The organism is Shumkonia mesophila (assembly GCF_026163695.1).
Lineage (GTDB): Bacteria > Pseudomonadota > Alphaproteobacteria > Rhodospirillales > Shumkoniaceae > Shumkonia > Shumkonia mesophila.
Window position 1 is genome coordinate 407,490 of sequence record NZ_JAOTID010000001.1, and the last position, 25,933, is coordinate 433,422.

The 25,933-nt window shown below is 68.6% G+C and carries 25 protein-coding genes; 9 read left to right on the forward strand and 16 right to left on the reverse strand.

Going from position 1 to position 25,933, the window contains the following annotated elements; all coding sequences use genetic code 11:
* Window positions 1–54 precede the first annotated feature (54 nt).
* The 7 genes from gyrB to mutM form a co-directional block, all read right to left on the reverse strand.
* On the reverse strand, window positions 55–2,514 hold the full coding sequence (gyrB, locus tag ODR01_RS01755) for a DNA topoisomerase (ATP-hydrolyzing) subunit B (RefSeq protein WP_316976203.1): 2,460 nt from the start codon (window positions 2,512–2,514) through the stop codon (window positions 55–57).
* A 20-nt stretch (window positions 2,515–2,534) separates the two neighbouring features.
* Window positions 2,535–3,710, reverse strand: coding sequence for a DNA replication/repair protein RecF (gene recF / locus ODR01_RS01760; RefSeq protein ID WP_316975869.1), 1,176 nt, complete (start codon window positions 3,708–3,710; stop codon window positions 2,535–2,537).
* Between the two features lie 63 nt (window positions 3,711–3,773).
* Complete coding sequence (gene dnaN / locus ODR01_RS01765; RefSeq protein WP_316975870.1) at window positions 3,774–4,889, reverse strand: DNA polymerase III subunit beta; 1,116 nt, start codon at window positions 4,887–4,889, stop codon at window positions 3,774–3,776.
* A gap of 217 nt (window positions 4,890–5,106) precedes the next feature.
* Window positions 5,107–6,483, reverse strand: a complete 1,377-nt coding sequence (gene dnaA, locus ODR01_RS01770) for a chromosomal replication initiator protein DnaA (protein ID WP_394356797.1) — start codon at window positions 6,481–6,483, stop codon at window positions 5,107–5,109.
* 647 nt (window positions 6,484–7,130) lie between these two features.
* Window positions 7,131–7,397 (reverse strand): 30S ribosomal protein S20, encoded by a 267-nt coding sequence (rpsT, locus tag ODR01_RS01775; RefSeq protein WP_316975872.1) that lies wholly within the window; start codon window positions 7,395–7,397, stop codon window positions 7,131–7,133.
* A gap of 93 nt (window positions 7,398–7,490) precedes the next feature.
* Window positions 7,491–7,871: a hypothetical protein gene (locus ODR01_RS01780; RefSeq protein WP_316975873.1), complete on the reverse strand. Its 381-nt coding sequence runs from the start codon at window positions 7,869–7,871 to the stop codon at window positions 7,491–7,493.
* A gap of 13 nt (window positions 7,872–7,884) precedes the next feature.
* Entirely contained in the window at window positions 7,885–8,727 is an 843-nt protein-coding gene (gene mutM, locus ODR01_RS01785) for a bifunctional DNA-formamidopyrimidine glycosylase/DNA-(apurinic or apyrimidinic site) lyase (protein ID WP_316975874.1), read from the reverse strand.
* A 78-nt stretch (window positions 8,728–8,805) separates the two neighbouring features.
* On the opposite strand from mutM, the gene ODR01_RS01790 reads away from it, so the two are divergent.
* The 8 genes from ODR01_RS01790 to ODR01_RS01825 all read left to right on the forward strand — a co-directional run bounded on the left by ODR01_RS01790 (window position 8,806) and on the right by ODR01_RS01825 (window position 15,739).
* On the forward strand, window positions 8,806–9,591 hold the full coding sequence (locus tag ODR01_RS01790; protein ID WP_316975875.1) for a class I SAM-dependent methyltransferase: 786 nt from the start codon (window positions 8,806–8,808) through the stop codon (window positions 9,589–9,591).
* A complete protein-coding gene (ubiB, locus tag ODR01_RS01795) occupies window positions 9,588–11,129 on the forward strand; it encodes a 2-polyprenylphenol 6-hydroxylase (protein WP_316975876.1) in 1,542 nt (513 codons plus the stop codon). The genes ODR01_RS01790 and ubiB overlap by 4 nt, the downstream gene beginning before the upstream one ends.
* A 93-nt stretch (window positions 11,130–11,222) precedes the next feature.
* Window positions 11,223–12,440, forward strand: a complete 1,218-nt coding sequence (gene coaBC / locus ODR01_RS01800; protein WP_316975877.1) for a bifunctional phosphopantothenoylcysteine decarboxylase/phosphopantothenate--cysteine ligase CoaBC — start codon at window positions 11,223–11,225, stop codon at window positions 12,438–12,440.
* Complete coding sequence (gene dut, locus ODR01_RS01805) at window positions 12,437–12,898, forward strand: dUTP diphosphatase (RefSeq protein WP_316975878.1); 462 nt, start codon at window positions 12,437–12,439, stop codon at window positions 12,896–12,898. The genes coaBC and dut overlap by 4 nt, the downstream gene beginning before the upstream one ends.
* A gap of 4 nt (window positions 12,899–12,902) precedes the next feature.
* The gene (locus ODR01_RS01810) at window positions 12,903–13,358 is read left to right on the forward strand and encodes an RrF2 family transcriptional regulator (RefSeq protein ID WP_316975879.1); all 456 of its coding nucleotides are present in this window, start codon (window positions 12,903–12,905) and stop codon (window positions 13,356–13,358) included.
* A gap of 125 nt (window positions 13,359–13,483) precedes the next feature.
* Window positions 13,484–14,479 (forward strand): cysteine synthase A, encoded by a 996-nt coding sequence (gene cysK, locus ODR01_RS01815; RefSeq protein WP_316975880.1) that lies wholly within the window; start codon window positions 13,484–13,486, stop codon window positions 14,477–14,479.
* Between the two features lie 29 nt (window positions 14,480–14,508).
* A complete protein-coding gene (locus tag ODR01_RS01820) occupies window positions 14,509–15,303 on the forward strand; it encodes a HesA/MoeB/ThiF family protein (protein ID WP_316975881.1) in 795 nt (264 codons plus the stop codon).
* Entirely contained in the window at window positions 15,293–15,739 is a 447-nt protein-coding gene (locus ODR01_RS01825; protein ID WP_316975882.1) for a DsrE/DsrF/DrsH-like family protein, read from the forward strand. Before ODR01_RS01820 ends, ODR01_RS01825 begins: the two co-directional genes overlap by 11 nt.
* On the opposite strand, the gene ODR01_RS01830 is transcribed toward ODR01_RS01825, so the two are convergent.
* From ODR01_RS01830 to ODR01_RS01840, 3 genes are read right to left on the reverse strand one after another with little or no spacing between them, the layout of a single operon-like run.
* Window positions 15,736–16,551: an aminotransferase class IV gene (locus tag ODR01_RS01830; RefSeq protein WP_316975883.1), complete on the reverse strand. Its 816-nt coding sequence runs from the start codon at window positions 16,549–16,551 to the stop codon at window positions 15,736–15,738. The genes ODR01_RS01825 and ODR01_RS01830 overlap by 4 nt on opposite strands.
* Entirely contained in the window at window positions 16,548–17,939 is a 1,392-nt protein-coding gene (pabB, locus tag ODR01_RS01835; RefSeq protein ID WP_316975884.1) for an aminodeoxychorismate synthase component I, read from the reverse strand. Before pabB ends, ODR01_RS01830 begins: the two co-directional genes overlap by 4 nt.
* Before the next feature lie 20 nt (window positions 17,940–17,959).
* Window positions 17,960–18,946, reverse strand: a complete 987-nt coding sequence (locus ODR01_RS01840) for a 2-hydroxyacid dehydrogenase (protein ID WP_316975885.1) — start codon at window positions 18,944–18,946, stop codon at window positions 17,960–17,962.
* Between the two features lie 174 nt (window positions 18,947–19,120).
* Between ODR01_RS01840 and ODR01_RS01845 the strand changes: the two genes are divergently transcribed.
* The gene (locus ODR01_RS01845) at window positions 19,121–19,630 is read left to right on the forward strand and encodes an SH3 domain-containing protein (RefSeq protein WP_316975886.1); all 510 of its coding nucleotides are present in this window, start codon (window positions 19,121–19,123) and stop codon (window positions 19,628–19,630) included.
* A 68-nt stretch (window positions 19,631–19,698) separates the two neighbouring features.
* Here ODR01_RS01845 and irrA read toward each other — a convergent pair whose 3' ends face one another.
* The 6 genes from irrA to rbfA form a co-directional block, all read right to left on the reverse strand.
* Window positions 19,699–20,121 carry an iron response transcriptional regulator IrrA gene (gene irrA, locus ODR01_RS01850; protein WP_316975887.1) on the reverse strand — a complete coding sequence of 141 codons (423 nt, stop codon included), beginning with the start codon at window positions 20,119–20,121 and terminating at the stop codon, window positions 19,699–19,701.
* A gap of 112 nt (window positions 20,122–20,233) precedes the next feature.
* Window positions 20,234–21,631, reverse strand: a complete 1,398-nt coding sequence (locus ODR01_RS01855) for an NAD(P)H-dependent flavin oxidoreductase (RefSeq protein WP_316975888.1) — start codon at window positions 21,629–21,631, stop codon at window positions 20,234–20,236.
* 166 nt (window positions 21,632–21,797) lie between these two features.
* On the reverse strand, window positions 21,798–23,948 hold the full coding sequence (gene pnp / locus ODR01_RS01860; protein ID WP_316976204.1) for a polyribonucleotide nucleotidyltransferase: 2,151 nt from the start codon (window positions 23,946–23,948) through the stop codon (window positions 21,798–21,800).
* Between the two features lie 259 nt (window positions 23,949–24,207).
* Complete coding sequence (gene rpsO, locus ODR01_RS01865; RefSeq protein ID WP_316975889.1) at window positions 24,208–24,477, reverse strand: 30S ribosomal protein S15; 270 nt, start codon at window positions 24,475–24,477, stop codon at window positions 24,208–24,210.
* A 20-nt stretch (window positions 24,478–24,497) separates the two neighbouring features.
* Complete coding sequence (gene truB / locus ODR01_RS01870; RefSeq protein WP_316975890.1) at window positions 24,498–25,424, reverse strand: tRNA pseudouridine(55) synthase TruB; 927 nt, start codon at window positions 25,422–25,424, stop codon at window positions 24,498–24,500.
* Complete coding sequence (rbfA, locus tag ODR01_RS01875; RefSeq protein WP_316975891.1) at window positions 25,417–25,839, reverse strand: 30S ribosome-binding factor RbfA; 423 nt, start codon at window positions 25,837–25,839, stop codon at window positions 25,417–25,419. The genes truB and rbfA overlap by 8 nt, the downstream gene beginning before the upstream one ends.
* Window positions 25,840–25,933: the final 94 nt, after the last annotated feature.

A 25,933-nucleotide genomic window follows, 5' to 3' on the forward strand; every position in this document is an offset into this window, starting at 1 on the left:
CGTTATGGTTAGGATTGGGTTAACGGCCGCCGATTTCCGCCGCTCTCCGCCCCCTCAGACGTCCAGATTCGCCACCTTGAGCGCGTTTTCCTGGATGAACTCGCGGCGCGGCTCGACCAGGTCGCCCATCAGGGTGGAGAACACCTCGGTGGCCTCCTCGGCGTGGGCGACGCGGACCTGCAGCAGCGAACGGACGTTGGGATCGAGCGTGGTTTCCCACAGCTGCTCGGGGTTCATCTCGCCCAAGCCCTTGTAGCGCTGCATGGCGATGCCCTTGCGGCCGAGCTCGGTCACCGTGTCGACCAGGGCGACCGGCCCGGCGATGGTGAAGTCCTGCCCCTTGGCGGTCAGCTTGGCGTGCAGGCGATAGGTCTTCTGCAGGCTGCCGGCCAGCTCGTCCAGGCGCCTCGCCTCGCTGCTGCGCACCACCGCCGAACCGACGACGTGGCGCTCGGCCACGCCGCGCAGGGTGCGGATGAACTCCAGCCCGCCGTCGGGAAGCGGCGCCCCCGTCCAGCCGCGCTCCAGCAGCGGCTCCAGATGGTCGAGGCGGCGCGCCACATAGGTGGCGGTTTCCCCGGCATGCGCCGGATCGGACAGGATTTGAGGGTTCAACGCGCCGGTAATGGCGACCTGCTCGACCACCCGCACGGGCACCCGGTGCGACAGGTTGGCGAGCAGGCCCTTGACCATGCGCGCCTCCTCGACGAGGCCGCGCAGGTCGTTGCCGGCGACCTGGGCGCCGTCGTGCAGCGTCAGCACGCACTCCTCGTCGAGCACGGCGCCGAACAGATAATCCTCCAGCGCCCGCTCGTCCTTGAGGTAGACCTCGGAACTGCCGCGTTTGGCCCGGAAGAGCGGCGGCTGCGCGATGTAAAGATAGCCGCGCTCGATGATCTCGGGCATCTGCCGGTAGAAGAAGGTGAGCAGGAGCGTACGGATGTGGCTGCCGTCGACGTCGGCGTCGGTCATGATGATGATTTTGTGGTAGCGGCATTTCGAAGCGTCGAAATCCTCGGGCCCGATGCCGGTGCCGAGCGCCGCGATGAGGGTGCCGATTTCGGCCGAGCCCAGCATCTTGTCGAAGCGCGCCCGCTCGACGTTGAGGATCTTGCCGCGCAGCGGCAGGATCGCCTGATGGGCGCGGTCGCGCCCCTGCTTGGCGGAACCGCCGGCCGAATCGCCCTCGACGATGAAGATCTCGGAAAACGCCGGGTCGCGTTCCTGGCAGTCGGCCAGCTTGCCGGGCAGCGACGCCATGTCGAGCGCGCCCTTGCGACGCGTCAGCTCGCGGGCCTTGCGCGCCGCGTCCCGCGCGGCGGCGGCCTCGATGATCTTGCCGATGACCTTGCGGGCCTCGCCGGGGTTTTCCTCGAAATAGCGGTCGAGGCCCTCGGCGACCAGATTCTCGACCACCGGGCGCACCTCGGAAGAGACCAGCTTGTCCTTGGTCTGCGACGAGAACTTGGGGTCCGGCACCTTGACCGACAGCACGCAGGTCAGGCCCTCGCGGGCGTCGTCGCCGGTCAGGCTCACCTTGGCCTTCTTGGCCAGCCCGCTGTTGGTGGCGTAGGAGTTGATGGTGCGCGTCAGCGCGGCGCGGAAGCCGGCCAGGTGGGTGCCGCCGTCGCGCTGCGGGATGTTGTTGGTGAAGCACAGCATGGTCTCGTGGTAGCTGTCGTTCCACTGCAACGCCAGCTCCACGGTGATGCCCTGGCTTTCGCTGCTGACGTAGATCATCGGCTTGTGCAGCGCGGTGCGCGAACGGTCGAGATAGGCGACGAAGGCCATGAGCCCGCCCTCGTAGTGGAGATCGACCTTCTTGTCGTCGACATGCCGGGCGTCGGTAAGCGCCAGCGCCACGCCGGAGTTGAGGAAGGCCAGCTCGCGCAGCCGCCGCTCCAGGGTGGCGAAGTCGTATTCGGTCATGGTGAAGGTTTCGGTCGACGGCAGGAAGGTGATCTCCGAGCCGGTAAAGGTCCCGCCATCGGCTTTCGAAGGCGCCTCGCCGACTTCCTTCAGCGGCGACTCGGTTTCGCCGTGGCGGAAGCGCACGAAGTATTCCTTGCCGTTGCGCCAGATGCGCAATTCCAGCCATTCGGAAAGCGCGTTGACCACCGAGACGCCGACCCCGTGCAGGCCGCCCGACACCTTGTAGGAATTCTGGTCGAATTTGCCGCCGGCATGGAGCTGGGTCATGATGACCTCGGCCGCCGAGACGCCCTCCTCCTTGTGCAGGTCGACGGGGATGCCGCGGCCGTTGTCGCGCACGGTGACCGAGCCGTCGCCGTTCAGCGTGACGTCGACGCGGTCGCAATAGCCGGCCAGGGCCTCGTCGATGGCGTTATCCACCACCTCGTAGACCATGTGGTGCAGCCCCGAACCGTCGTCGGTGTCGCCGATGTACATGCCGGGCCGCTTGCGCACCGCGTCGAGGCCGCGCAGGACCTTGATCGATTCGGCATCGTAGACGTTGCCGGGGACGGGAGAGGTTTCCTTGGTTTCGTCGGTCATCATTGATCTTCCGGTCGTTTTCAGGACGCCGGCGCCACTTGGGCGTCGGCCACGCGGAAAAACTGCGCTTCGCCGGCCAGGGGCCGGAACACCTCGGTCTCGGTGCCGGTCATCCAGACCTGGGCCCCGAGGCCGAGCAATTCCTCGAACAGCGCCTGCCGGCGCCGCTGATCCAGATGCGCCGCCACCTCGTCCAGCAGCAGCAGCGGCACCGAGCCGCGTTCCAGGGCCTGCATGCGCGCGCTCGCCAGGACGATGGCGATGAGCAGCGCCTTCTGCTGGCCGGTGGAGCACTGGCCGGCCGCCACCCCGGTGGCGACATCGTGCACCACCAGATCGCTGCGGTGCGGCCCCACGCCGGTGGTTCCGCTGTCGGCGTCGGCGGCCCGCCCGGCGGCGAGCGCGGCGCGGAAACGGTCCTCGGCGGCCAGCGCCGGACCGTCGTCCAGCCACCCCTCGACGGCGCCCGCGAGCCCGATGCCGGCGGCCGGGAAGGGCCCCGGCGACTCGGCGCAGAAGGCGGCCAGGCGCGCCGCCATGTCCTTGCGCGCCGCCGCCACCGCAACGCCGCGCGTCGCCATGGTGTCCTCCAGCGCGTTCAACCAGGCGCCGTCGGTCCGCCGTCCCGAGGCCGCCTCGCGCAGCAGCCGCGCCCGTTCGCGCAGCGCCTGCTCGTAGGCGGCGACGCGGCCGGCGTGGGCGGCGTCGAAGCCGAACACCAGCCGATCGACGAAGCGCCGGCGGGCCGAACCGCCCTCCGAGAACAGCCGGTCCATGCGCGGCGTCAGCCAGACGGCGGCGAAATGCAGGGCGAGTTCCGCCTGGCTGCGCACCGTCTCGCCGTCGATGCGCACGACGCGGCGCTCGCGCCCGCCGGCGGCGAGGCCGGCGGCATCACGCCCGGTGCCGAGGTCGACGACGCCCTGCGGGCCGCGCACCCCGGCGGCAACCGCCCAGGCCCGCCCCGAATCGTCTTCCGGCTCGCCCGCCTCGCGGCGCGCCACCTCGCCCAGCCTGGCGTTGCGCAGGCCGCGGCCGGGCACCAGGAACGACAGCGCCTCGAGCAGGTTGGTCTTGCCGGCGCCGTTGGCCCCGGTCAGCACCACCGGGCGGGCATCGGTTTCCAGGCGCAGGTGGCCGTAGGAGCGGAAATCGGTGAGCGCGAGACGCGCCACCGAAAATTTCGCCACCGCCACGGCCGCTCCGACGGAGCACCCGACCCTTGCCAAACCGCGCGATTCGCTCAGGGCCGCACCCCCCTAGACGCGCATGGGCATCAGCACATAGAGAGCGCTGGCGTCGCCGACCTCGCGCACGATGGTGGGCGAGGCCGAATCGGACATGACGAACTGCGCGGCGTCCCCTTCGATCTGCTGGGTGATGTCGAGCAGGTAGCGGGAATTGAAGCCGATTTCGATGGCATCCGCGGCGTAGGCCACCTCCAGCTCCTCGCTGGCGGTGCCGTTGTCCGGGCTGTTGGCCGACAGCACCAGATGGCCGCCGCCGACCGCCAGCTTCACCGCGCGCGACTTCTCGGTGGAGATCGCCGACACGCGGTCCACCGCCTCGGCGAACTGCTTGCAGTCCACTTCCATGATCTTGTTGTTGTCCGACGGGATAACCCGCTCGTAGTCGGGGAAGGTACCGTCGATCAGCTTGGAGGTCAGCACCGCGTCGTCGAAGGAGAAGCGGATCTTGGTCTCCGACAGGGCGATCGCGATGTCTTCGCCGGTCTCGTCGATCAGCTTGCGCAGCTCGGCCACCGTCTTGCGCGGCACGATGACGCCGGGCATGCCGGTCGCCCCCTCGGGCAGCGGCATTTCCACGCTGGCCAGGCGATGGCCGTCGGTGGCCACCGCGCGCAGCACGTCGACGCCGTCGCGCTGGCTGGCATGCAGGTAGATGCCGTTCAGGTAGTAGCGCGTCTCCTCGGTGGAGATGGCGAAGCGCGTGCGGTCGACCAGGCCGCGCAGCTCGGCCGCCGGCAGCTTGAATTCCTGGGGCAGGTCGCCGCCCGCCATCACCGGGAAGTCCTCGGTCGGCAGGCACGACAGCGTGAAGCGCGAGCGACCGGAGCGCAGCGTCAGGCTGTCGCCGTCGGCGGTTTCCAGCTCCACCTGGGAGCCTTCCGGCAGCTTGCGCACGATTTCATAGAGCGTGTGGGCCGGCGCCGTGGTTTCGCCCGGCGTCGCCACCTCGGCCGCGACCGATTCGGCGATGTCGAGATCCATGTCGGTGGCGTTGAGGCTGAGCCGGCCGTCCCTGGCCGTGACCTTGACGTTGGACAGGATCGGAATGGTGTTGCGGCGCTCGACCACGCTTTGGACGTGTCCCAGCGATTTCAGCAAAGCGGCACGCTCGATGGTCAGTTTCATGGCACCAACTTATCCAAAGTGTGGCCTTCCCCCCACGGGCGAATCCCGACGCCCGTCAGTTCCCGCATGGTGGTCGCCGAAGAGTACCGTGAAGGGCCCCCGCAGAGGGCGGCCATTATAACAAAAGTGCTTGGAATCAAAAGCACATTCGACCGCGCCCACGACCGCCCGGGCAGCCCCTTCCGGGACCCGCCGCGGGAAGGGCCGCAGGGCCCGCTCAGCCCTCCAGCATGCGGCGCAGAAGCTCGACGTCCTCGGCGAATCCGGCATCCCTCTCGCGCAGCTCATCGACCTTGCGCACGGCATGCATGACGGTGGTGTGGTCGCGCCCCCCGAACTTGCGCCCGATTTCGGGCAGCGAGCGGGTGGTGAGCTGTTTGGCCAGGTACATGGCGACCTGACGGGGCCTCGCCACCGAACGGGCGCGGCGGGCCGAGTGCATGTCGGAAATGCGGATGTTGAAATGCTCGGCCACCCGCTTCTGGATCTCCTCGATGGTCACCCGGCGGTCGTTGGCGCGCAGCAGGTCGTGCAGGACCTCCTGCGTGGTCTCCAGCGTGATCTGGCGGCCCACCAGCTGGGCGTGGGCGACGATGCGGTTCAGCGCCCCTTCCAGTTCGCGGACGTTCGAGGTGATCTTGTGGGCGAGGAATTCCAGCACGTTGCGCTTGACCTCGACGCCCAGCTGGTCAGCCTTCGACTGCAGGATGCCGAGACGCAGCTCGTAGGTGGTGGCGTGGATGTCGGCGACCAGTCCGCAGTTGAGGCGCGACTTCAAGCGCTCCTCGATCCCCTCCAGGTTGGAGGGCGACTTGTCGGCCGACAGCACGATCTGCCGGCCCTGGTCGACCAGCGCGTTGAAGGTGTGGAAGAATTCCTCCTGCGTCGAGTCCTTGCCGGCGATGAACTGGACGTCGTCGATCATCAGCACGTCGACCGAACGGAACTGCTCCTTGAAGTCGACCGTGTTCTGCTCGCGCAGCGCCCGGATGAACCGGTACATGAACTTCTCGGCCGACAGATAGATGACGTTGCGGGTGGGGTCGCTCTGGCGGATGCGCCAGGCGATGGCGTGCATCAGATGGGTCTTGCCCAGCCCGACCCCGCCATAGAGGAACAGCGGGTTGAAGGACACCTGGGTGGCGTCGGCCACCCGCTGCGCCGCCGCGTAGGCGAACTCGTTGGGCTTACCGACCACGAAGCGTTCAAAAGTGAAGCGCGGGTCCAGCGGCGCGCCGATGTCGACCACCGCCTCCTCGGCCGACCCCATGCGCCGGGCGGTCGGGACGGTCGGCAACGGCGCGACGACGGCGGGCTTCTCGACCGCCCGCGCCGGGCGATCGCTCAGCACCACGACGTCGACGCTGCGGATGCCCGGATTCTCCCCCTGCCAGAGCATGCACAGCCGGTCGGCGTAGTGGGTGACGATCCAGTCCTGCATGAACCGGGTCGGCACCGACAGCCGCACTTGGCCGTCGGCCATTTCGCGCACCGTGATGGGTTTCAACCAGCTCTGATACGCGGCTTCTCCGATCTCGGAGCGCAATCGTCCGCAGACCGCCTCCCATTGCGAATGCAATCGGATCTCCCCCATTCCGTCGTTCATCCTCAGGTGCCCCCAAACTCTCAGTCGTCGTGGCCGTCGGACTTATCGGCCCCCACCGTCATCGCCCGCCCGACCCGCGAAGAGCGAACTCCACGACGAAGCAATCACCAACATCATCCCGGCAGGGAACCCCCCGCCGAGCATTTTCGAGGAACACCACGCCCCCAGGAATTCGGGTGGTTATCCCCCTTTCAAGCCTTCGGCTCCTCCTCAGACCGGAACCCCAGCCGAACGGGCACACCCCTCAAGACCCTGTTGTATTCGCGAAATCTTTTGTCGATTTCTTACGAGCCCCGTTTTGAATTTCTTCCCGGAGCATACCTTGCTTCTAATGAAGCAAAAACATTCTTGCCGCAACTCTTAATATTGCGTCAGCTTTGTCTGTAATTTTACCTTTAAATTCTGACGCGTCCCAAATTGAATACTGAAAACACCATAAATTGTAGGGTTCCCAGTCCATCGGGGTGACCGACACTGTACCGGCCACCCTCCGGTCATGCAATAAGACCGAAAAGCGAACGTCGAAAAAAATTCGCTTGACTCACCCCACCCTGCAGAGTCCCCGAACGGCACCCCGCAGGCACGAAAAAGGCCGCGTCCCAGGGGGTCGCGGCCTGCTTGGATTCGAGAGTGGATCAGGCGGTCATCGCCTTGATCCGGCGGGACAGCCGCGACACGCGGCGGGCCACCGTATTGCGATGCAGAAGGCCCGACTTGGCGCCACGCATCAGCTCCGGCTGGACCTCGCGAAGAGTCCCCGCGGCCGCTTCCTTGTTGCCGCTGGCAATCGCTTCCTCGACCTTGCGGACGAACGTGCGAATCCGGCTGACCCGCGCGCGGTTCACCTCGGTGCGACGCTCGATCTGGCGGATGCGCTTCTTCGCCGACGAATTATAGGCCATGCGTTCAATCCTGTTCTTCGTGTTCCCGGAAAGATCGCAGGCTTATATATCCCTCAGCCCGGGCCCGTCAACCCTTGGCGTCGCGAGTCGCCCTCACGGACCGGCGGGCGACAGCACAAAGCGCACCACCACCCCGCCTGGCCTCTCGGCGATTTCCAACGTGAGGGTTTCGCGCTGACGGGCGAATGCGGCCTCGCCCTGGCGGTGCCATCCCAATTCGGGAAGCGTCGCCACGTAGAAGGCCATGACCTCGGCCCGCGACAGCGCGCCCGAGGCCTCGCTCTCGACGATCCGCCCCGAAGGCGAATCGAAAACCAGGGCGCTGCCGGGCTGCTCGACAAGACCCGCCATCAGGGGCAGGTCGTCGATGCCGCTGACGAAGGCGGTGTCGGCGGCGCCGGCTGCCGCCGTCGCCACCGTCAACAGGAACGCCAGCGCCCCCGTCTTCCAGCGTCGTCGAATGCCTGTCATCATTCCCGGTGGTACCTCATCGCTGGCGCTTCGCACAATAGAAAGTCGAACGGCCGCCCTGGATGATTCGCCGGATGCCCCCGGTCGCCGCGGAGTCGCAGTCGCAGCCCGGGCAAGCCTGCCCTTCCCGGTCGTAGACGGCGAAGCTGTGCTGGAAATAGCCGAGCTCGCCCGACGGCCGGCGATGGTCGCGCAGCGACGAACCGCCGGCGGCGATGGCCTCCTCCAGCGTCAGGCGAATCGCCCGGACCAGCCGCTCCGCCCGCCGCCCGGTCACGCTGGCGGCGGCGCGCAGCGGCGACAGCCCGGCCCTGAACAGCGCCTCGCTGGCGTAGATGTTGCCGAGCCCGGCGACCACCGACTGGTCCAGCAGCGCCACCTTGAGCGGTCCCCGCCGCCCGGCCAGGCGGGCCGCCAGGGCCGCCCCGTCGAAGCCGTCTCCCAGCGGTTCGGGGCCAAGGCCGGCCAGCAACGGATGGGCCGCCAGGGCGTCGGCGCGGGCCAGCGCCATCAGGCCGAATCGGCGGGGATCGTTGAAGCGCACCGAATAGCCGTCGTCGGTTTCGAGCACCACGTGGTCGTGGCGCTCGGGCTCCGGGACCGGTGGGGCGAACACGCAGATGCGCCCGGACATGCCGAGATGGCCGATCAGGCAGTCGCCCGAGTCGAGGAAAACCAGCAGGTACTTCGCCCGCCGGCCGAGCGCCGTCACCCGCCGCCCGGTGAGGCGCGCCTCGAAGTCGTCGGGCAGGGGCTGGCGCAGGTCGCGCCGGCGCGCCAGCACCCGCACGAGGACACGCCCCAAAAGGGCGGGTTCGAGGCCGCGGCGCACGGTTTCCACTTCGGGCAGTTCGGGCATGGCGTGAACGACTTTCGGGGTTGGCGCGGCCGGTTCTAGCGTAGCGCGTGCCCGTGGCTTAGGCTATCTTTCCGCGTCATGTCGAAGAGATCGCGATCCCCGGCCGGTTCGCCCGGCCCCGCCGACGAGGCGACCACCCATTTCGGCTTCCGCGCGGTGCCGGTGGCGGAGAAGGCGTCGCTGGTGCGCGGCGTGTTCGAAAGCGTGGCGCCACGCTATGACCTGATGAACGACCTGATGAGCTGGGGCGTGCACCGGCTGTGGAAGTCGGCGTTCGTCGACAAGCTGAACCCGCAGCCCGGCATGCGGCTGCTCGACGTCGGCGGCGGCACCGGCGACATCGCGTTCGCCTTCCTCAAGCGGGGCGGTGGCGACGTCACGGTGTGCGACATCAACGCCGAGATGCTGGGGGTCGGCCGCCGGCGCGCCGTCGACCGCGGCATTCTTTCGGGCGGCCCGGCCTGGGTATGCGGCGACGCCGAGCGCCTGCCCGTCGGCTCCTCCTCGGTCGACGCCTACACCACCGCGTTCTGCATCCGCAATGTCACCGACATTCCCGCCGCGCTCGTCGAGGCGCGGCGCGTGCTGAAGCCGGGCGGACGCTTTCTCTGCCTCGAGTTCAGCCAGGTGGTGCTGCCGGTGCTCGATCGCCTGTACGACGCCTATTCCTTCCGCGTGCTGCCGCTGATTGGACAGGTCGTCGCCCAGGACCGCGACGCCTACCAGTATCTGGCCGAGAGCATCCGCCGCTTTCCGCCGCAGGAGAAATTCGCCGCCATGATCGCCGAGGCGGGGCTGGAGCGGGTCCGTTATTGGAACCTGTCGGGCGGCATCGCCGCCATCCATTCGGGGTGGCGCCTATGATGCGGAGCCTCAGGAACGTCGCCCGGCTGCTCCGGATCGCCCGCATCCTGGCCCGCCACGACGCGCTGTTCCTGCTGGAGCGGACCGACGTGGTGCGCGGCGTGGTGTGGGCCGCCCGCCTGCTCGCCCACCGGAGCCGCCAGGGCCGTCCGGGCCAGCGCCTGGCCGCGGCGCTGGAGGAGGCGGGCCCCAGCTTCATCAAGATGGGCCAGGCCCTTTCCACCCGGGCCGACCTGATGGGCGACGAGATCGCCGCCGACCTCTCGGCGCTGCAGGACAGCCTGCCGCCCTTCCCCGGCGAATTGGCGCGCGCCGCCATCGAGGCCGAATTCGGCAAACCCGTCGATGCCCTCTTCCGCTCGTTCGACGACAAGGCGGTCGCCGCCGCCTCCATCGCCCAGGTCCATTTCGCCGTTACCACCGATGGCCGCGAGGTGGCGGTCAAGGTGCTGCGCCCGGGCATCGAGGCCAAGTTCGCCCGCGACCTCGACCTTTTCTATTGGGGCGCCGAACTGGCGCTGGCGGCCCGGCCGGCGCTGCGCCGCTTCAAGCCCGTCGAATCGGTGCGCACGCTGGCAGACACCGTGGCGCTCGAAATGGACCTGCGCTACGAGGCGGCCGCCGCCTCGGAGCTGGCCGAGAATTTCACCGACGATCCCACCTTCCACGTTCCCTCGATCGATTGGGCCAGGACCGGCCGGAGGGTACTGACCACGGCCAGGGTCAGCGGCATTCCCATCGACGACCGCGAGGCCATCCTGGCCGCCGGCCACGACCCCGAGGTGGTGCTGAAGAATGCCGGCAACGCCTTCTTCAGGCAGGTCTTCCGCGACGGCTTCTTCCACGGCGACCTGCACGCCGGCAACCTGTTCGTGCAGACCGACGGCAGCATCGCCGCCGTCGATTTCGGCATCATGGGAAGGCTCGACCGCCCCAACCGGCGCCACTTGGCCGAACTGCTGCTGGCTTTCCTCACCCGCGACTACCGGCGGGCCGCCGAGGTCCACTACGAAGCGGGATGGATTCCGCCGGTCAGCTCGGTCGACGCCTTCACCCAGGCCTGCCGCTCGATCGCCGAGCCGATTCTCGACAAGCCGCAGAACGAGATTTCCATGGGCCGGCTGTTGGGCCAACTGTTCCAGGTCGCCGAGACCTTCCAGATGGAGGCCCAGCCCCAGCTCCTGCTGCTCCAGAAGACCATGCTGGTCGGCGAAGGCACGGCCCGCCGCCTGAGCCCCGATTCGAACATGTGGTTCATGGCCCGCCCGCTGGTCGAGGACTGGATGGCCGAACTGATGGCCCCCGACGCCCGCCTGCGCGAGACGCTGGGCGAACTGGTCAAGGCCGGCGAGCGCCTGCCCCGCGTGCTCGACAGCATCGAGCGCAGCATTTCGATGATCGCGTCCGGCGAGCTCAAGCTGCATCCCGAAACCCTGCACGCCCTGCGCGGCGGCACGCCGGGCCGGTTGCCGCTGATCGCCGCCTGGGTGGCGATCGCGCTTCTGGCCGGCGCCCTGGCTTTCCTGTCCCTCCCATAGGGTGAAAACGCCGGGATCGAGCTTGCATCCCGTTACGGCGTAGACTAGGTTCTAACCACACCATTTTTTCCGTGATTTTTTTTGGAATAGGCCGTGCTTCAGGGACAACGCATTCTTTTAATCGTCGCCGGGGGAATCGCCGCCTACAAGTGCCTCGATTTGATCCGCCGGCTGCGCGAGCGCGGCGCCTCGGTGCGCTGCGTGCTGACGCGGGCCGGCGAACAGTTCGTCACTCCCCTTTCGCTGGCCGCCTTGAGCGAGCATGCGGTGCATCGCGACCTCTTCTCGCTGACCGAGGAGAGCGAGATGGGCCACATCCAGTTGTCGCGCGAAGCCGACCTCGTGCTGGTGGCGCCGGCCACCGCCAACATCCTGGCCAAGATGGCGGCGGGGCTGGGCGACGACCTGGCCAGCACCCTTCTGCTGGCGACCAGCGCGCCGGTGATGGTGGCCCCCGCCATGAACGTGCGCATGTGGGAGCATCCGGCCACCCAGGCCAACCTCGCCACCCTGCAAGGGCGCGGCATCCATCGGGTCGGCCCGGCCGAGGGCGCCATGGCCTGCAACGAATTCGGCATGGGGCGAATGGCCGAGGTCGACGACATCCTGGCGGCGATGGAGGCCTTCTTCGGCGGCCACGGCCGCCTGGCCGGGCGTCGCGCCCTGGTCACCAGCGGCCCCACCCATGAGCCGATCGATCCGGTCCGCTACATCGCCAACCGCTCGTCGGGCAAGCAGGGGCATGCCATCGCCGCGGCGCTTCGACGGCTGGGCGCCGACGTCACGCTGATTGCCGGTCCGACGCTCGAGCCCGATCCGCTTGGGGTGACGGTGGTGCGGGTCGAATCGGCGGCCGACATGCTGGCCGCCTGCCAGGCTGCCTTGCCCGCCGACGTCGCCGTCTGCGCCGCCGCCGTCGCCGACTGGCGGGTCGCGGAGCCGGCGGCCGGCAAGATCAAGAAGACCGCCGGCGGCAAGCCGCCGGTCCTCAAGCTCACCGAGAACCCCGACATCCTGGCGACCTTGGCCGCCAAGGGCCCCCACCGCCCGCGTCTGGTCGTAGGCTTCGCCGCCGAGACCGAGCAGGTGGTCGAGAACGCCCGGGAAAAGCGTTCCCGCAAGGGCTGCGACTGGATCGTCGCCAACGACGTGTCTGCGGCCGCCGGCACCTTCGGCGGCGACGAAAACCGCGTCCACCTGATCACCGCCGACGGTCCGCAGGCCACCGAGGCCTGGCCGACCCTTTCCAAGCGCGAGGTCGCCGAGCGGCTGGCCGAGCGCATCGCCACCGCCCTGGAGACGGCGTCGTGAGCGGGGTCGCCGTCGCCGTGCAAAGGCTGCCGCACGGGGCCCACCTGCCGCTGCCGGCCTACGCCACGCCGGGCAGCGCCGGGGTCGACCTGATGGCGGCCATCGCGGCGCCGCTGGCCCTGGCGCCGGGGGCCCGCCGGCTGGTCCCTTCCGGCATCGCCATCGCGCTGCCCGAGGGGTATGAGGCGCAGGTGCGGCCGCGCTCGGGCCTGGCCATCAAGCACGGCATCATCCTGGTCAACTCGCCCGGCACCGTCGATGCCGACTACCGTGGCGAGATCATGGTCATCCTCGCCAACATCGGGGCCGAGACCTTCACCGTCGAACCGGGCATGCGCATCGCCCAGATGGTGGTCGCCCCGGTCAGCCACGTCGCCTGGGAACCGGTCGACGCCCTTCCGGAAAGCGGACGGGGCACCGGCGGTTTCGGCTCGACCGGCCTCCACGCAAAGGGTTGAACCCATGTTTCGTGTGTCCAAGAAAATGCTGTTCGCCATCGAGGCGGTCCTCGACATCGCCTATCACGCCGGCAGCGAGCCGGTGCAGAGCCGCGAGATCACGCGCCGCCAGGGCATTCCCCGGCGCTATCTGGAACAGGCCCTGCAAAACCTGGTGCGCGAGGGCGTGCTGATCGGCGTCCGGGGGCCGCGCGGCGGCTATCGGCTGGCCCGCGAGCGGCGGCGCATTTCGGTCGGCGACATCGTCAGGGTGGTGCGCGCCATGGACGGTTCGGAGGACCCGCTGGAGGACGTCGGCGGCTCCAGCCTGGGGCACGACGTCATCCGCCCGATGTGGCTGGAACTCCAGCAGTCGGTGCTGGTTTCGCTCGACGAAATCACCATCGATTCGCTGTGCACGCGGGCCGACGAGGCGGGAATCGTCAGCGAAGGCCGGCGCAATCTCGATTTCACCATCTGAGGCCCCCATCTGCCTTGGATCGATGTCGCATGGCGGCCGTCGGGAAACCACATTCTCCTTGACGGAATTGCCTGGAAATAACATTTTTTTTGAGGATATTCATTAGCCACGGAAGGGCCTGACCCATGAGCACTCGCCCCAGCGTCGTTTCGGAAGCCGCTTTCACGTCGGAATTTCGCGGACGCATCTACGACAGCATCGTCGATACCATCGGCGCCACGCCCCTGGTCCGCCTCTCCAAGCTGGCCGAGGACGCCGGCAGCAAGGCGATCATCCTCGGCAAGTGCGAGTTCTTCAATCCGCTGGCCTCGGTCAAGGACCGCATCGGGCTGGCCATGGTCGAGGCGGCCGAGGCCGCCGGCCGCATCGGGCCCGGCACGCTGCTGGTCGAGCCGACCTCGGGCAACACCGGCATCGCGCTGGCCTTCGTCTGCGCCGCCAAGGGCTACCGGCTGATCCTCACCATGCCCGAAAGCATGTCGGTCGAGCGGCGCAAGATGCTGGCCCTGCTGGGCGCCGAGCTGGAACTGACCCCCGCCGCCAAGGGCATGACCGGGGCGATTGCCCGGGCCGCCGAGATCGTCGAGCAGAACCCCGTCGCCATCATGCTCCAGCAGTTCGAGAACCCGGCCAACCCGGCCGTGCACCGCCTGACCACCGCGGAAGAGATCTGGACCGACACGGCCGGCAAGGCCGATGTGCTGGTATCGGGTGTCGGCACCGGCGGCACGCTGACCGGCGTCGGCGAGGTCCTGAAGGCGCGCAAGCCTTCCTTCAAGGTCGTCGCCGTGGAGCCCGAGGACAGCCCGGTGCTGTCGGGCGGCGTGCCGGGGCCGCACAAGATCCAGGGCATCGGGGCCGGATTCGTGCCCAAGATCCTCAACGCCTCGATCATCGACGAGGTCTTGAAGATCGGCAACGAAACCGCGTTTGCCACCGCCCGCAAAGCGGCCCGCCTGGAGGGGCTGCCGGGCGGCATCTCGTCGGGCGCGGCGCTGGCCGCGGCGCTGGAGTTGGGCCAGCGGCCCGACATGGAAGGCAAGATGATCGTCGCCATCCTGCCCTCGTTTGCCGAGCGCTATCTGTCGACCGCCCTTTTCGACGGCCTCGGCGTCGAGTAGAAAGGCTTCCGGCCACGCCGGACGACACCATGGATTTCACCGAGGAACAGATCAACCGCTACGCCCGCCACATCCTGCTGCCCGAGGTCGGCGGCGAGGGCCAGGCCCGCCTGCTTTCCTCGCGCGTCCTGGTGGTCGGGGCCGGCGGGCTGGGCTCGCCGCTGCTGCTCTACCTGGCGGCGGCGGGAGTGGGGACGTTAGGCGTGGTCGACGACGACGCCGTCGACCTCACCAACCTGCAGCGCCAGATCGTGCACAGGACGGCAAGCGTCGGCCGGATGAAGGCCGACAGCGCCGCCGAGACGCTGGCGGCCGTCAACCCGGGGGTGAAGGTGATCCGCCATCCGGTGCGCTTCACCGCCGCCAACGCGGAGGAGCTGATGGCCGGCTACGACGTGGTGGCCGACGGCAGCGACAACTTCGAGACCAAGTTCCTGCTCAACGACGCCTGCTACTTCGCCAAAAAGCCCCTGGTCGGCGGCGCCATCCTGCGCTTCGCCGGCCAGGTCTATACCTTCAAGGCCTACGAGGAGGGCGACGGGCCCTGCTATCGCTGCATCTTCCGCGAGCCGCCGCCGCCCGATTCGGTGCCGACCTGCGCCCAGGCCGGCGTGCTGGGCGCGCTGTGCGGCCTGGTCGGCTCGACCCAGGCGGTCGAGGTGCTCAAGGAACTTCTGGGCATCGGCGAAAGCCTGGCCGGCTCGCTTTTGGTCATCGACGCGCTGACCACCACGTTTCGCAAGATCCGCGCCAAGCGCGACCCCGGCTGCCCGCTGTGCGGTGCCCACCCGTCCATCCGGGATCTTTCGATCCATGCCCACTGAGGCCAGCCCGGACAAGCTTTCCCTCGTCGTCTTCTCGGGCGACTTCGACAAGGTCCACTACGCCCTGGTGCTGGCCAGCGGCGCCGCCGCCATCGGCAAGGCGGTGACCCTTTTCTTCACCATGGAGGCCAGCCGCGCCCTGATGAAACCGGCCGCCGACGGTACGCCTTCGTGGCGCGCACTGCCGGTGGCGAGCGACGGTTGGGCCGACGCCGGGGCCATGGACGACGCCTTCGCGGCCAGGGGCGTCGCCACCTTCGAGGAACTGCTGACGGCCTGCCCGGAACTCGGCGTGCGCTTCCTGGTCTGCGAGATGGGCCTGAAGGCGATGGATCTCTCCCGCACCGACCTCCGGGGCGACATCCCGATCGAGGACGGCGGCGTCGTCACCTTCGTCACCGACGCCTCGGCCAAAGGCGCCATGCTGTTCATTTAGGGCCTTTCCCGCCCCAGGACCAGGCCGCCCAGCGACGCCCACACCGGGCCCGGCCGGCCCCGGCCCACCGGCCGGTCTTCGAGTCGCACCACCGGGCGGATGCCGGTGACGTTGGTCAGAAAAATCTCCGATGCGGCTTCGAGATCGGCCGCGGTCAGGCTGCGCTCCGTGGCGTTCAGCACATCGCGCGCCGCCGCCCGCATGAGGCCGGGCAGCGCCCCGTCGGCGATGGGGGGCGTGACCGCCACGCCCTCGATCACCGCGAACAGGTTGGCCGCCGTCGCCTCGGCCAGCGTGCCGGCGGTGTTGAGCAGCAGCGCGTCGTCGGCGCCGCGGCGGTGGGCTTCCATCAACGCAATGATCCCGTCCAGGTAGTTGAGCGACTTGAGGCGCGCCAGCGGGGAATGGGAATTGCGCCGCGTCGTGGCGGCGATCACCACGGCGGCCGGCGCGGGTGGGGCCAGGGAGGCCGGAGTGGCGGTGATCAATACCGTGGGCAACGGCTTTTCGGGTGGCTTGAGGCCACGCGGCGCCGGGCCGCGGCTGACGGTGAGCCGCGCGGTGCCGGTTTCCATCCCCGCCGCCACCCGGGTCAGCGCCTCGGCAAGAGCGTCATCGCCGTAGGGAAGCGGCAGGGCCAGCTCGGCGCAGCCCGCGCGCAGGCGGGCGAGATGGGCGGGCACGCGCAAGACCGTTCGATCGCGGATGGCCAGCGTCTCGAACAGGCCGTCGCCCAGGGTGAAGCCGCGATCGTCCGGGCGCAGGCGGGCCGATTCCAGGGGGATGAGCGTGCCGTCGAGCCAGATCGTCATCGGATGCCGCCGCCTTTCCGGGGGTCCAGGCATGCCATCAGGGGTCTGGCCTTGTCCAGCGTCTCCTCGTACTCGGCCGCCGGCTGCGAATCGGCGACGATGCCGCCGCCGGCCTGCAGGATGACATCGTCGCCGTCGACGACCAGGGTGCGGATGACAATCGAGGAATCCATCGCCCCGTCGAAGCCGATCCAGGCGATGGCCCCGCAATAGGGGCCGCGCCGGGCCGGCTCCAGCTCGCGGATGATCTCCATGGCGCGAATCTTCGGCGCCCCGGTGATCGAGCCGCCGGGAAAAGCGGCGCGCAGGAGATCGACCGGCCCCAGCCCGGGCTTAAGCCGGGCCTCGATGACCGACACCAGGTGATGGATGGAGGCGAAGCTTTCGAGTTCGCAGAGCGCCGGCACGCCGACGCTGCCGGTCACGGCGACGCGCGACAGGTCGTTGCGCAGCAAATCGACGATCATCAGGTTCTCGGCCCGATCCTTGGCGCTGGCCATCAGCTGGCGCGCCAAGGCCGCGTCCTCGGCGGCATCGGCGCCGCGCCGCCGGGTGCCCTTGATGGGGCGGGTCTCGATGGCGCCGTCGGCGGCGAGCCTGAGGAAGCGCTCGGGCGAGGCCGAGACGACGGTCTGCCCCGGCCCGCAGGCCAGCAGCGCCGCGAACGGAGCCGGGCTGGCGGCGCGTACCCGCCTGTGCAGCAGATAGGGCGTGAGGCCGGGCGGGCGGGGGGCGAGGAAGCGCTGCGACAGGTTGGCCTGATAGATGTCGCCGGCCCGGATGTAGTCCACCGTGCGCGCGACCTTGGCCTCGTAGTCCGGGCGCGGTGTTTCGGCCCGCCAGGAGGACGCGGTGCCCGGGTCGTTCGGCGGCGCCGGCGCGGCGGCCAGGCGCGCGGCAAGCGCCTCCAGGCGGCGGCCGGCCGGCGGCCGCGGGCCGGCCGCCGCGACGTCGGCGGCGATCGCCCAGGCCTTGCGGTCTTCGAGATCGAAGGCGGCGACGGTGTCGTAGAAGGCGAAGAAGAGATCGGGCAGCGCCGGCCCGGCGGCAGCGGGCGGCGCCAGCCGCTCGAGCGTCCCGGCCAGCTCGTAGCCGAGGAAGCCGACGGCGCCTCCCTGAAAGGGCGGCAGGCCGGGGTTGGCGGCCAACGGCCGGCCGGCCAGCCCGGCGGCGAGAAGGGCCAGCGGGTCGCCGGCATCGCCCCACCGCCAGGTCAGCACGCGAAACGGATCGGCGGCGATATAGGCATAACGCCCACGGCCGCCGGCCGGCGCCGCCGAGTCGAGCAGCGCGGCAACGGGATCGGCGGCGAAGGCGGCGAAGGCATCGGCCGGCTCGACGAAGGGAATGGCCCGGGCCAACGGCCGCGGCGGGGCGGCGGCGGACATGGAGGCGGTCGCCGGCGGGCTCAGGGCGCGTCGAGAAGGACGCGATCGGGCGGCGGGTTGCCGTCGACGAAGGACTTGATGTTGATCAGCACCCTCTCGCCCATGGCGACGCGCCCCTCGATGGTCGCCGAGCCCATGTGCGGCACCAGGACGACGTTGTCCAAGGCCAGCAGCTTGGGGTTGACGGCGGGCGCGTTCTCGAAGACGTCGAGCGCGGCGCCGGCGATCTCGCCGGCCGCCAGCATGCGGGTCAGCGCGCTTTCGTCGATGACCTCGCCGCGCGAGGTGTTGACCACGAAGGCCTGCGGCGCCAGCAGCCGCAGCCGGCGCGCCGACAGCAGGTGATAGGTGGCCGGGGTGTGCGGGCAGTTGACCGAGATGATGTCCATGCGGGCCAGCATCTGGTCCAGGCTGTCCCAATAGGTGGCCTCCAGCTCGGCCTCGATGTCGGGATGCACCCGATGGCGGTTGTGGTAGTGGATGGACAGCCCGAAGCCGCGGGCCCGCACCGCCAGCGCGCGGCCGATGCGCCCCATGCCGACGATCCCCAAGCGCTTGCCGTTGATGCGCCGGCCAAGCATCCAGGTCGGCGACCACCCCGACCATTTGCCGGCCCTGAGAACCCGCTCGCCCTCGCCCAGGCGGCGCGCCACCGCCAGGATCATGGCCATGGCCATGTCGGCGGTATCCTCGGTCAGCACGTCGGGCGTGTTGGTGACGACGATGCCGCGCGCGGCGGCGGCGGCCAGGTCGATGTGATCGACGCCGGTGCCGAAGTTGGCGATCAGCTTGAGGTTCGGTCCGGCCGCCGCGATGATCTCGGCGTCGATGCGGTCGGTGACGGTGGGGGTCAGCACGTCGGCGTCCTTGACCGCCTCGATAAGCTGAGTCCGGGTCATCTGCGTGTCGTCGAGATTGAGGCGCGCGCTGAACAGCTCCATCATCCGCGTTTCGATGGCGTCGGGAAGCTTTCGGGTAACGACGACGACGGGCTTGGTCTGCGCCATTCACGGCCCTCCGGTCTGCAACCTCCGGTCAGGCCATAGCAGCATGCCAGGGCCTTGTCCAGCCTTGCGTATTTACGACCGGCCGGCGTCCCGGCCGCGACGGCCGGCTTGACCCGGCGCGCGCGCTTCGCCCTATAATGGGCCCGCCAACCCGCCCTGAAAGGTCACCTCCCGGTGCCGAGATCGATCCGCCCGCTTTCCCTTGCGCTTGCCGTCTTTTTCCTGCTGGGGACCGGGGCGCCGGCCCTCGCCGCCGCCGAGGGAACCGGCCTGCCGCTGCCCCGCTTCGTCAGCCTGCGTTCGGAAAAGGCCAAGCTGCGCACCGGACCGGGGGTCCAGTACCCGGAGGACTGGGTCTATCTGCGCAAGGACGTGCCGCTGGAGATCATCGCCGAGCACCATACCTGGCGAAAGGTCCGCGACTGGCAGGGTACCCAGGGCTGGATGCACCAGAGCCTGGTCAGCGGCAAGCGCACGCTGATCGTCACCGGCGCCACCCGCACGCTGCGCAGCAAGCCCGATTCCGACAGCCGGGCGGTGGTCCGCGCCGAAGCCGGCGTCGTCGGCTTCCTGCTGGGCTGCCCGGGCGGCAGCGCCTGGTGCCAGGCCGAAATCGACGGCTTCAAGGGATGGCTGCGCCGGGTCGAGTTCTGGGGGGCGTACGCGGACGAGGCCGTCGAATAGACAGCCTTCGCGGCGGCCATTGACCGCCCATCGCGAAAAAGAAAACCGGAACCTCGCCTCGGAGAGGCTCAGTGCCTCTCGAGGCCGACCCGCACGATGACTTCGACGCGCTTGATCTGCTTGCCTTGCGGAACCGCCGGAAGCCGGGACACCACGATCTGGTCGCCGGGGATGTCGAGCAGCTCGCCGCCGTCTTCCATGTAGAAATGGTGATGCTCGGACATGTTGGTATCGAAGTACGAGCGCGAGGCGTCGACCACGATTTCGCGGAGCAGCCCGCACGAGGTGAACTGGTGCAGGGTGTTGTAGACCGTGGCCAGCGACACCCGCACGTTGGCGTTCAAAACCTCGGCATGCAGCATTTCCGCCGTCACGTGGCGGTCGCCGCCATCGAACAGCAGCTTGGCCAAGGCCAATCGTTGCCGCGTCGGCCGCAGGCCGGCGGCGCGCAGACGATCGATGACATGGCTGTAGGGGCGTATTTTTGTCATGTTTCTTATATAGCTATTTTGTTGTTTGAAATAAGCATAATTCGAATACGATATCGGAGTTCACTCCCGGTATCAACACAAAAATTATGGGTATTTTGCCCGGACCCGCCCCTCAGTCGCCGCTGGCCATCCGCTCGACCAGCTCGCCGACAGTGGGAATGAAGCCGTTGCCATAAAACGGATCGTCGGCGAACCGATAGCCGTTGTGCCCGGAAAACATCAGGTTGCTGTCGGTGTCGCCGCCGTGGGCGACGTCCTGCAGCGTCTTCTGGATGCAGTACGAGCGGGGGTCGGCCAGCTTGCCGGTGCTGCCGATCTCGTTTTGGGCCCAGTTGCTGAACCGGCAGGCGGAAAGGCAGCCCATGCAGCCGCTCTGATCGGCGCGGATCTGCTCGGCCTTTCCCGGGGTCACGAAGACGAGGGTCGAATCGGGGGTCTGCATCGGCGTGACGTAGCCCTCGGCGATCCAGCCCTCGGCCCGCACCTTGTCGGCGGCGGTCAGGTAGAACAGGCGGCCGCGCGCGCCCACCGACAGCGCCTCGGTATGCTCGCCCAGCGGCTCGCGGGTGAACGCCACCTGCCGCTCGCTGCGCCCGCGCAGTTCCTGGATGAAGCTGTTGTTGACGGCCGACGAATAGAAGCCGGTCGGGCTGAAGCGATTGAGGAAGACCTCGCCCTTCTTGAGGTTGAGCAGCCGCTTCTTCCAGGCCTCCGACACCGGGCTTTCGCGGGTCAGGATGGCCCGGGTGCCGATCTGGAAGGCCAGCGGCCCGATGTCGGGATTGTCCAGCCAGTGCTCCCACTCGCGCAGGTACCAGACGCCGCCGGCCATGAAGACCGGCGTCGCGTCGAGGCCGAATTCGCGCATGGTGGCGCGCAGTTCGACCACCCGCGGATAGGGGTCCTGGGGCGCCTCGGGGTCCTCGACGTTGCTCAGTCCGTTGTGACCGCCGGCCAGCCAGGGGTCCTCGTAGACGACGCCGCCCAGCCATTCGGCGTACTTGTGATAGGCGCGCTTCCACAGCGCCCGGAAGGCCCGGGCCGAAGACACGATGGGATAATAGTAGACGCCGTAGTGCGACGCGATCTCGGCCACCTTGTAGGGCATGCCGGCGCCGCAGGTGACGCCATGCACCAACCCGCGCGCCCCCTCGAGGATGCCGTGCATCACACGTTCCGTGCCGCCGGCCTCCCACAGGATGTTCATGTGGATGGGGCCGCGCCCGCCCGAAACCTCGTGGGCGCGCTGCGCCTGGACGATGCCGCCGTGGATGGCGTAGGCGACCAGTTCCTCGAAACGTTCCCGCCGGTTCTTGCCCAGATAGTCCTGGAAGATGGGCCGCCCCTGGCTGTCGTAGGTATCGGCGTTGGTGGCCGAGAAAGTGCCGACGCCGCCGGCCGCCGCCCAGGCGCCGGCGCTTTCGCCGTTGGAAATGGACACACCCTTGCCGCCTTCGACGAGCGGCAGCACCTCGAAGCCGGAAATGACCACAGGCTGAAGCGGCTTCACATCAAGTCTCCTCGCCGGACATTCCATCCCTGCCCCGGACTCGCGGCGGGACTGGCCGCGGCCGGGTTGTTTTTCATATGGGGACAATCGAGCCGGCGTCACGGATTTTTCCGCCGACGCCGGCCCGTCCGGCGGCGTCCCGCGCCGCCGGATCGCCGTCATACCGTCAGTGCGCGGCCTCCTCGGAGGACGCCTTTTCGGGCGTCACTTCGGCGCCGGTCTGCTGATCGACCGACTTCATCGACAGCTTGACCTTGCCGCGATCGTCGATGCCGATGAGCTTGACCTTCACCTGGTCGCCGACGTTCACCACGTCGGACACCTTGCCGACCCGGCGCGGCGCCAGTTCGCTGATGTGAACCAGGCCGTCGCGGCTGCCCAGGAAGTTCACGAAGGCCCCGAAGTCGACCACCTTGACGACCTTGCCGTCGTAGATGGCGCCCACCTCGGGCTCGGCCGCGATGCCGCGGATCCACTGGATCGCCGCCTCGGCCGCCTTCTGGTCGACCGCCGCCACCTTGATGGTGCCGTCGTCCTCGATGTCGACCTTGGCCCCGGTCACCTCGCAGATCTCGCGGATCACCTTGCCGCCGGAGCCGATCACTTCGCGGATCTTGTCCTTGGCGATATGGATGACGGTGATGCGCGGCGCCTTTTCGCTGACCGCCTGGCGCGAACCTTCGATGGTCTTGGCCATCTCGGCCAGGATGTGGAGCCGGCCCTGCTGGGCCTGTTCCAGCGCCGTCTTCATGATCGCCTGGGTGATCGAGGTGATCTTGATGTCCATCTGCAGCGCGGTGACGCCGCGCTCGGTGCCGGCGACCTTGAAGTCCATGTCGCCCAGGTGGTCCTCGTCGCCCAGGATGTCGGACAGCACGGCGATGCCGTCGTCCTCCTTGATCAGGCCCATGGCGATGCCCGCCACCGGGCGCGCCAGCGGAACGCCGGCATCCATCATCGACATCGACGAACCGCAGACGGTCGCCATCGAGGACGAGCCGTTGGATTCGGTGACCTCGGAGACGACGCGGATGGTGTAGGGGAAGTCCTCCTTCGCCGGCAGCAACGGACGGATGGCCCGCCACGCCAGCTTGCCGTGGCCGATCTCGCGGCGGCCCGGCCCCCGCATGAAGCTCGCTTCGCCCACCGCGTAGGGCGGGAAGTTATAGTGCAGCATGAAGTGCTCGCGGTATTCGCCGACCAGCGCGTCCATGATCTGCTCGTCCTGGCCGGTGCCCAGCGTGGTCACCACCAGGGCCTGGGTCTCGCCGCGGGTGAACAGCGCGCTGCCGTGGGTGCGCGAAAGCACGCCCACCTCGGTGGCGATCGGACGGACCGTCTTGGTGTCGCGTCCGTCGATGCGCCGCCCGGTTTCCAGGATGGCCCGCCGGACGATGTCCTTCTCGAGGTCCTTGAACAGGCCCGGCAGGACGTCGGCCACCAATTTGGCGTCCAGCGATTCGTCGGCGGCGAGGGCCTGGACGACCTGCTCGCGGATCGCCTCGATCTTCTTGTGGCGCTCGGTCTTGGCGGTTTCGCCATAGGCCTCGCGCAGGCCGGCTTCGGCCATCTCCTTGACACGGGCCGCGATGGCGTCCTTGCCGGCCGGCGCCTCGGGCACGTCGCGCGGCTCCTTGGCGCACACCTCGGCCAGGTCGATGATGGCGTCGATCACCGCCTGATAGGCCTCGTGGCCGAACATGACGGCGCCCAGCATGACCTCCTCGGACAGCTCGTGAGCCTCCGATTCGACCATCAGCACGCCTTCCTGGGTGCCGGCGACCACCAGATCGAGGTCGGTCACCGCGATTTCGTCCAGCGCCGGGTTGAGCACGTACTTGCCATCGATGTAACCGACGCGGGCGCCGCCGATGGGGCCGAGGAACGGCAACCCGGAGAGGGTGAGCGCCGCCGAGGCGCCGACCATGGCGACGATGTCGGGGTCGTTCTGCATGTCGTGCGACAGCACGGTGCAAATGACCTGGGTCTCGTTGCGGTAGCCCTTGGCGAAGAGCGGCCGGATCGGCCGGTCGATGAGGCGCGACGTCAGGGTTTCCTTTTCGGAGGGGCGGCCCTCACGCTTGAAGAAGCCGCCGGGGATCTTGCCGCTGGCGAAGGTCTTCTCCTGGTAGTGGACGGTCAGCGGGAAAAAATCGATGCCCGGCTTGGGGTTCTTGTCGCCGACCACGGTGCACAGCACGATGGTGTCCCCATAGGTGGCCAGCACCGCGCCATCGGACTGGCGCGCGATCTTGCCGGTTTCGAGAACGAGGCGGCGTCCGCCCCAGTCGATTTCCTTGCGGAATTCCTTAAACATGTTCGTCACGGTGAATTTCCTTCCATCCGTTCCCGCACCGCACTTCCATGCGGCGGTGAAGGCGCGCCAACGCCGCCACGCCGGCGGTATACCCGTCCCCATCGGGACGGGTCCGGCCGGCAATGGCGGACACGCACGCCGCCACGGCAAGCGGATTCTTGCCCGGCGTCTTCACTTGGTCTTGAATTTCGCGGGATAACCCGCTCCGGACACGGCCCCGAAGGCCCGGCCGGGAAAAGGCCGTCGACATGCGGCGGCCTTAGCGGCGCAAGCCCAGTTCCTTGATGAGGGCCTCGTAACGCGCCGTCTCCTTGTTCTTGACGTAGTCAAGCAGACGACGGCGCTGGCCGACCATCATCAACAGACCGCGCCGGGAGTGGAAGTCCTTCTTATGGGTCTTCAGGTGCTCGGTCAGATTGACGATGCGCTCGCTCAGAATGGCCACCTGGACTTCCGGCGACCCGGTATCGCCCTCCTTGAGGGCGAATTTTCCAATCAGTTCCTGCTTCTTCTCGACGGTAATCGACATCGGGATCTCCACATCTTCCGTCAAAGGTTCAAAATACGAAGGGGGCGGATTTCGGCCCCCCGGATCTGGGCCAGAGCCACAGGCCTGCCGCCGGCCATGGCGCAAACGACGACGCCCTGGCCCAATTCTGCGGAAGCCGACCGCGTCATCACCGGCAACGCCGGGACGGCTCGGCCCTGTCTGAGGCTTGACCCTTCTGCTTCGGTCAGGGCCAGCGCCGGGATGTCGTCCAGCGCGGTCTCGACCGGGAGCAGGTACTTGGAAAGCGGCGCACTATGCCCCAGGGTCATCAGGTTTTCCAGCGAAATCGCGTCCTTTTCATGGAAGGGGCCAACCGCGATGCGCCTGAGCGCCGACACGTGCCCGACGGTGCCCAGCGCCAGGGCCAGGTCGCGGGCAAGGCTGCGCATGTAGGCGCCCTTGCCCGCCTTCACCTCGAATTCGGCGTGGTCGGCGTCGGCCTGGCCGATGAGCCGGAAATCGTCGATGCGCACCCGCCGCGGCTCCAGCGTCACCGGCTGATCGGCGCGCGCCAGGGCATAGGCCCGCTGCCCCTCCACCTTCACCGCCGAATAGATCGGCGGCACCTGCTCGATGGTGCCGATGAAGGCGGGCAGGACGGCCTGGATGCGGGCCGCGTCGGGGCGCACGTCGCTGGTGGCCGTCACCTCGCCCTCGGCGTCGTCGGTCGCCGTCGCCTGGCCCCAGCGGATGGCGAAGCGATAGATCTTGGTGCCGTCCATGGCGTAGGCGACGGTCTTGGTCGCCTCGCCCAGGGCCAGGGGCAGGACGCCGGTGGCCAGCGGGTCCAGCGTGCCGCCGTGGCCGACCTTGGCGGCGCCGGTAAGGCGCCGCACCTTGCCGACGACGCCGGCCGAGGTCACGCCCAAGGGCTTGTCGATGATCAGCCAGCCATTGATCGGCGTGCCGCCGCGCCGCCTACTCATCGTCGGCCTCGCCGTCCTTGGGCTCCGTCTCGTCCGTCAGGTCGCGGGCCACCGCCGGGTCGGCCAGCAGGGCGCCGATATGGCCGGCATAGTCGAAGGATTCGTCGATGCGGAAGGTCAGGCTGGGGGCATACTTCAGGTTCACCGTCTCGGCGACGCGCCGGCGCAGGAACGCCGCGGCGCGGCCCAGGGCCTCGACGATGGCATCGGCCTCGCCGCCGCCCAGCGGCGTCACGAAGGCGATGGCGTTGCGCAGATCGGGGGTGACCTTCACCTCGGTCACCGTCACCGAGACCCCGCTCAGCGACGGGTCGCGCAGCAGCCCGCGCTCGAAGACCTCGGCCAGGGCATGGCGAACCGCCTCTCCGACGCGGAGTTGACGCTGGCTCACCGGTTTTTCGGAACGCTTGGTCATGGAATCCTCGCCGCTTGCCCGCGGCGGCCGCGCCCATCGCGGCCGTGGGCGCCGAACCGGCCGGAGGGGAGAGGGCGGCACCGCCGCCCGTCGC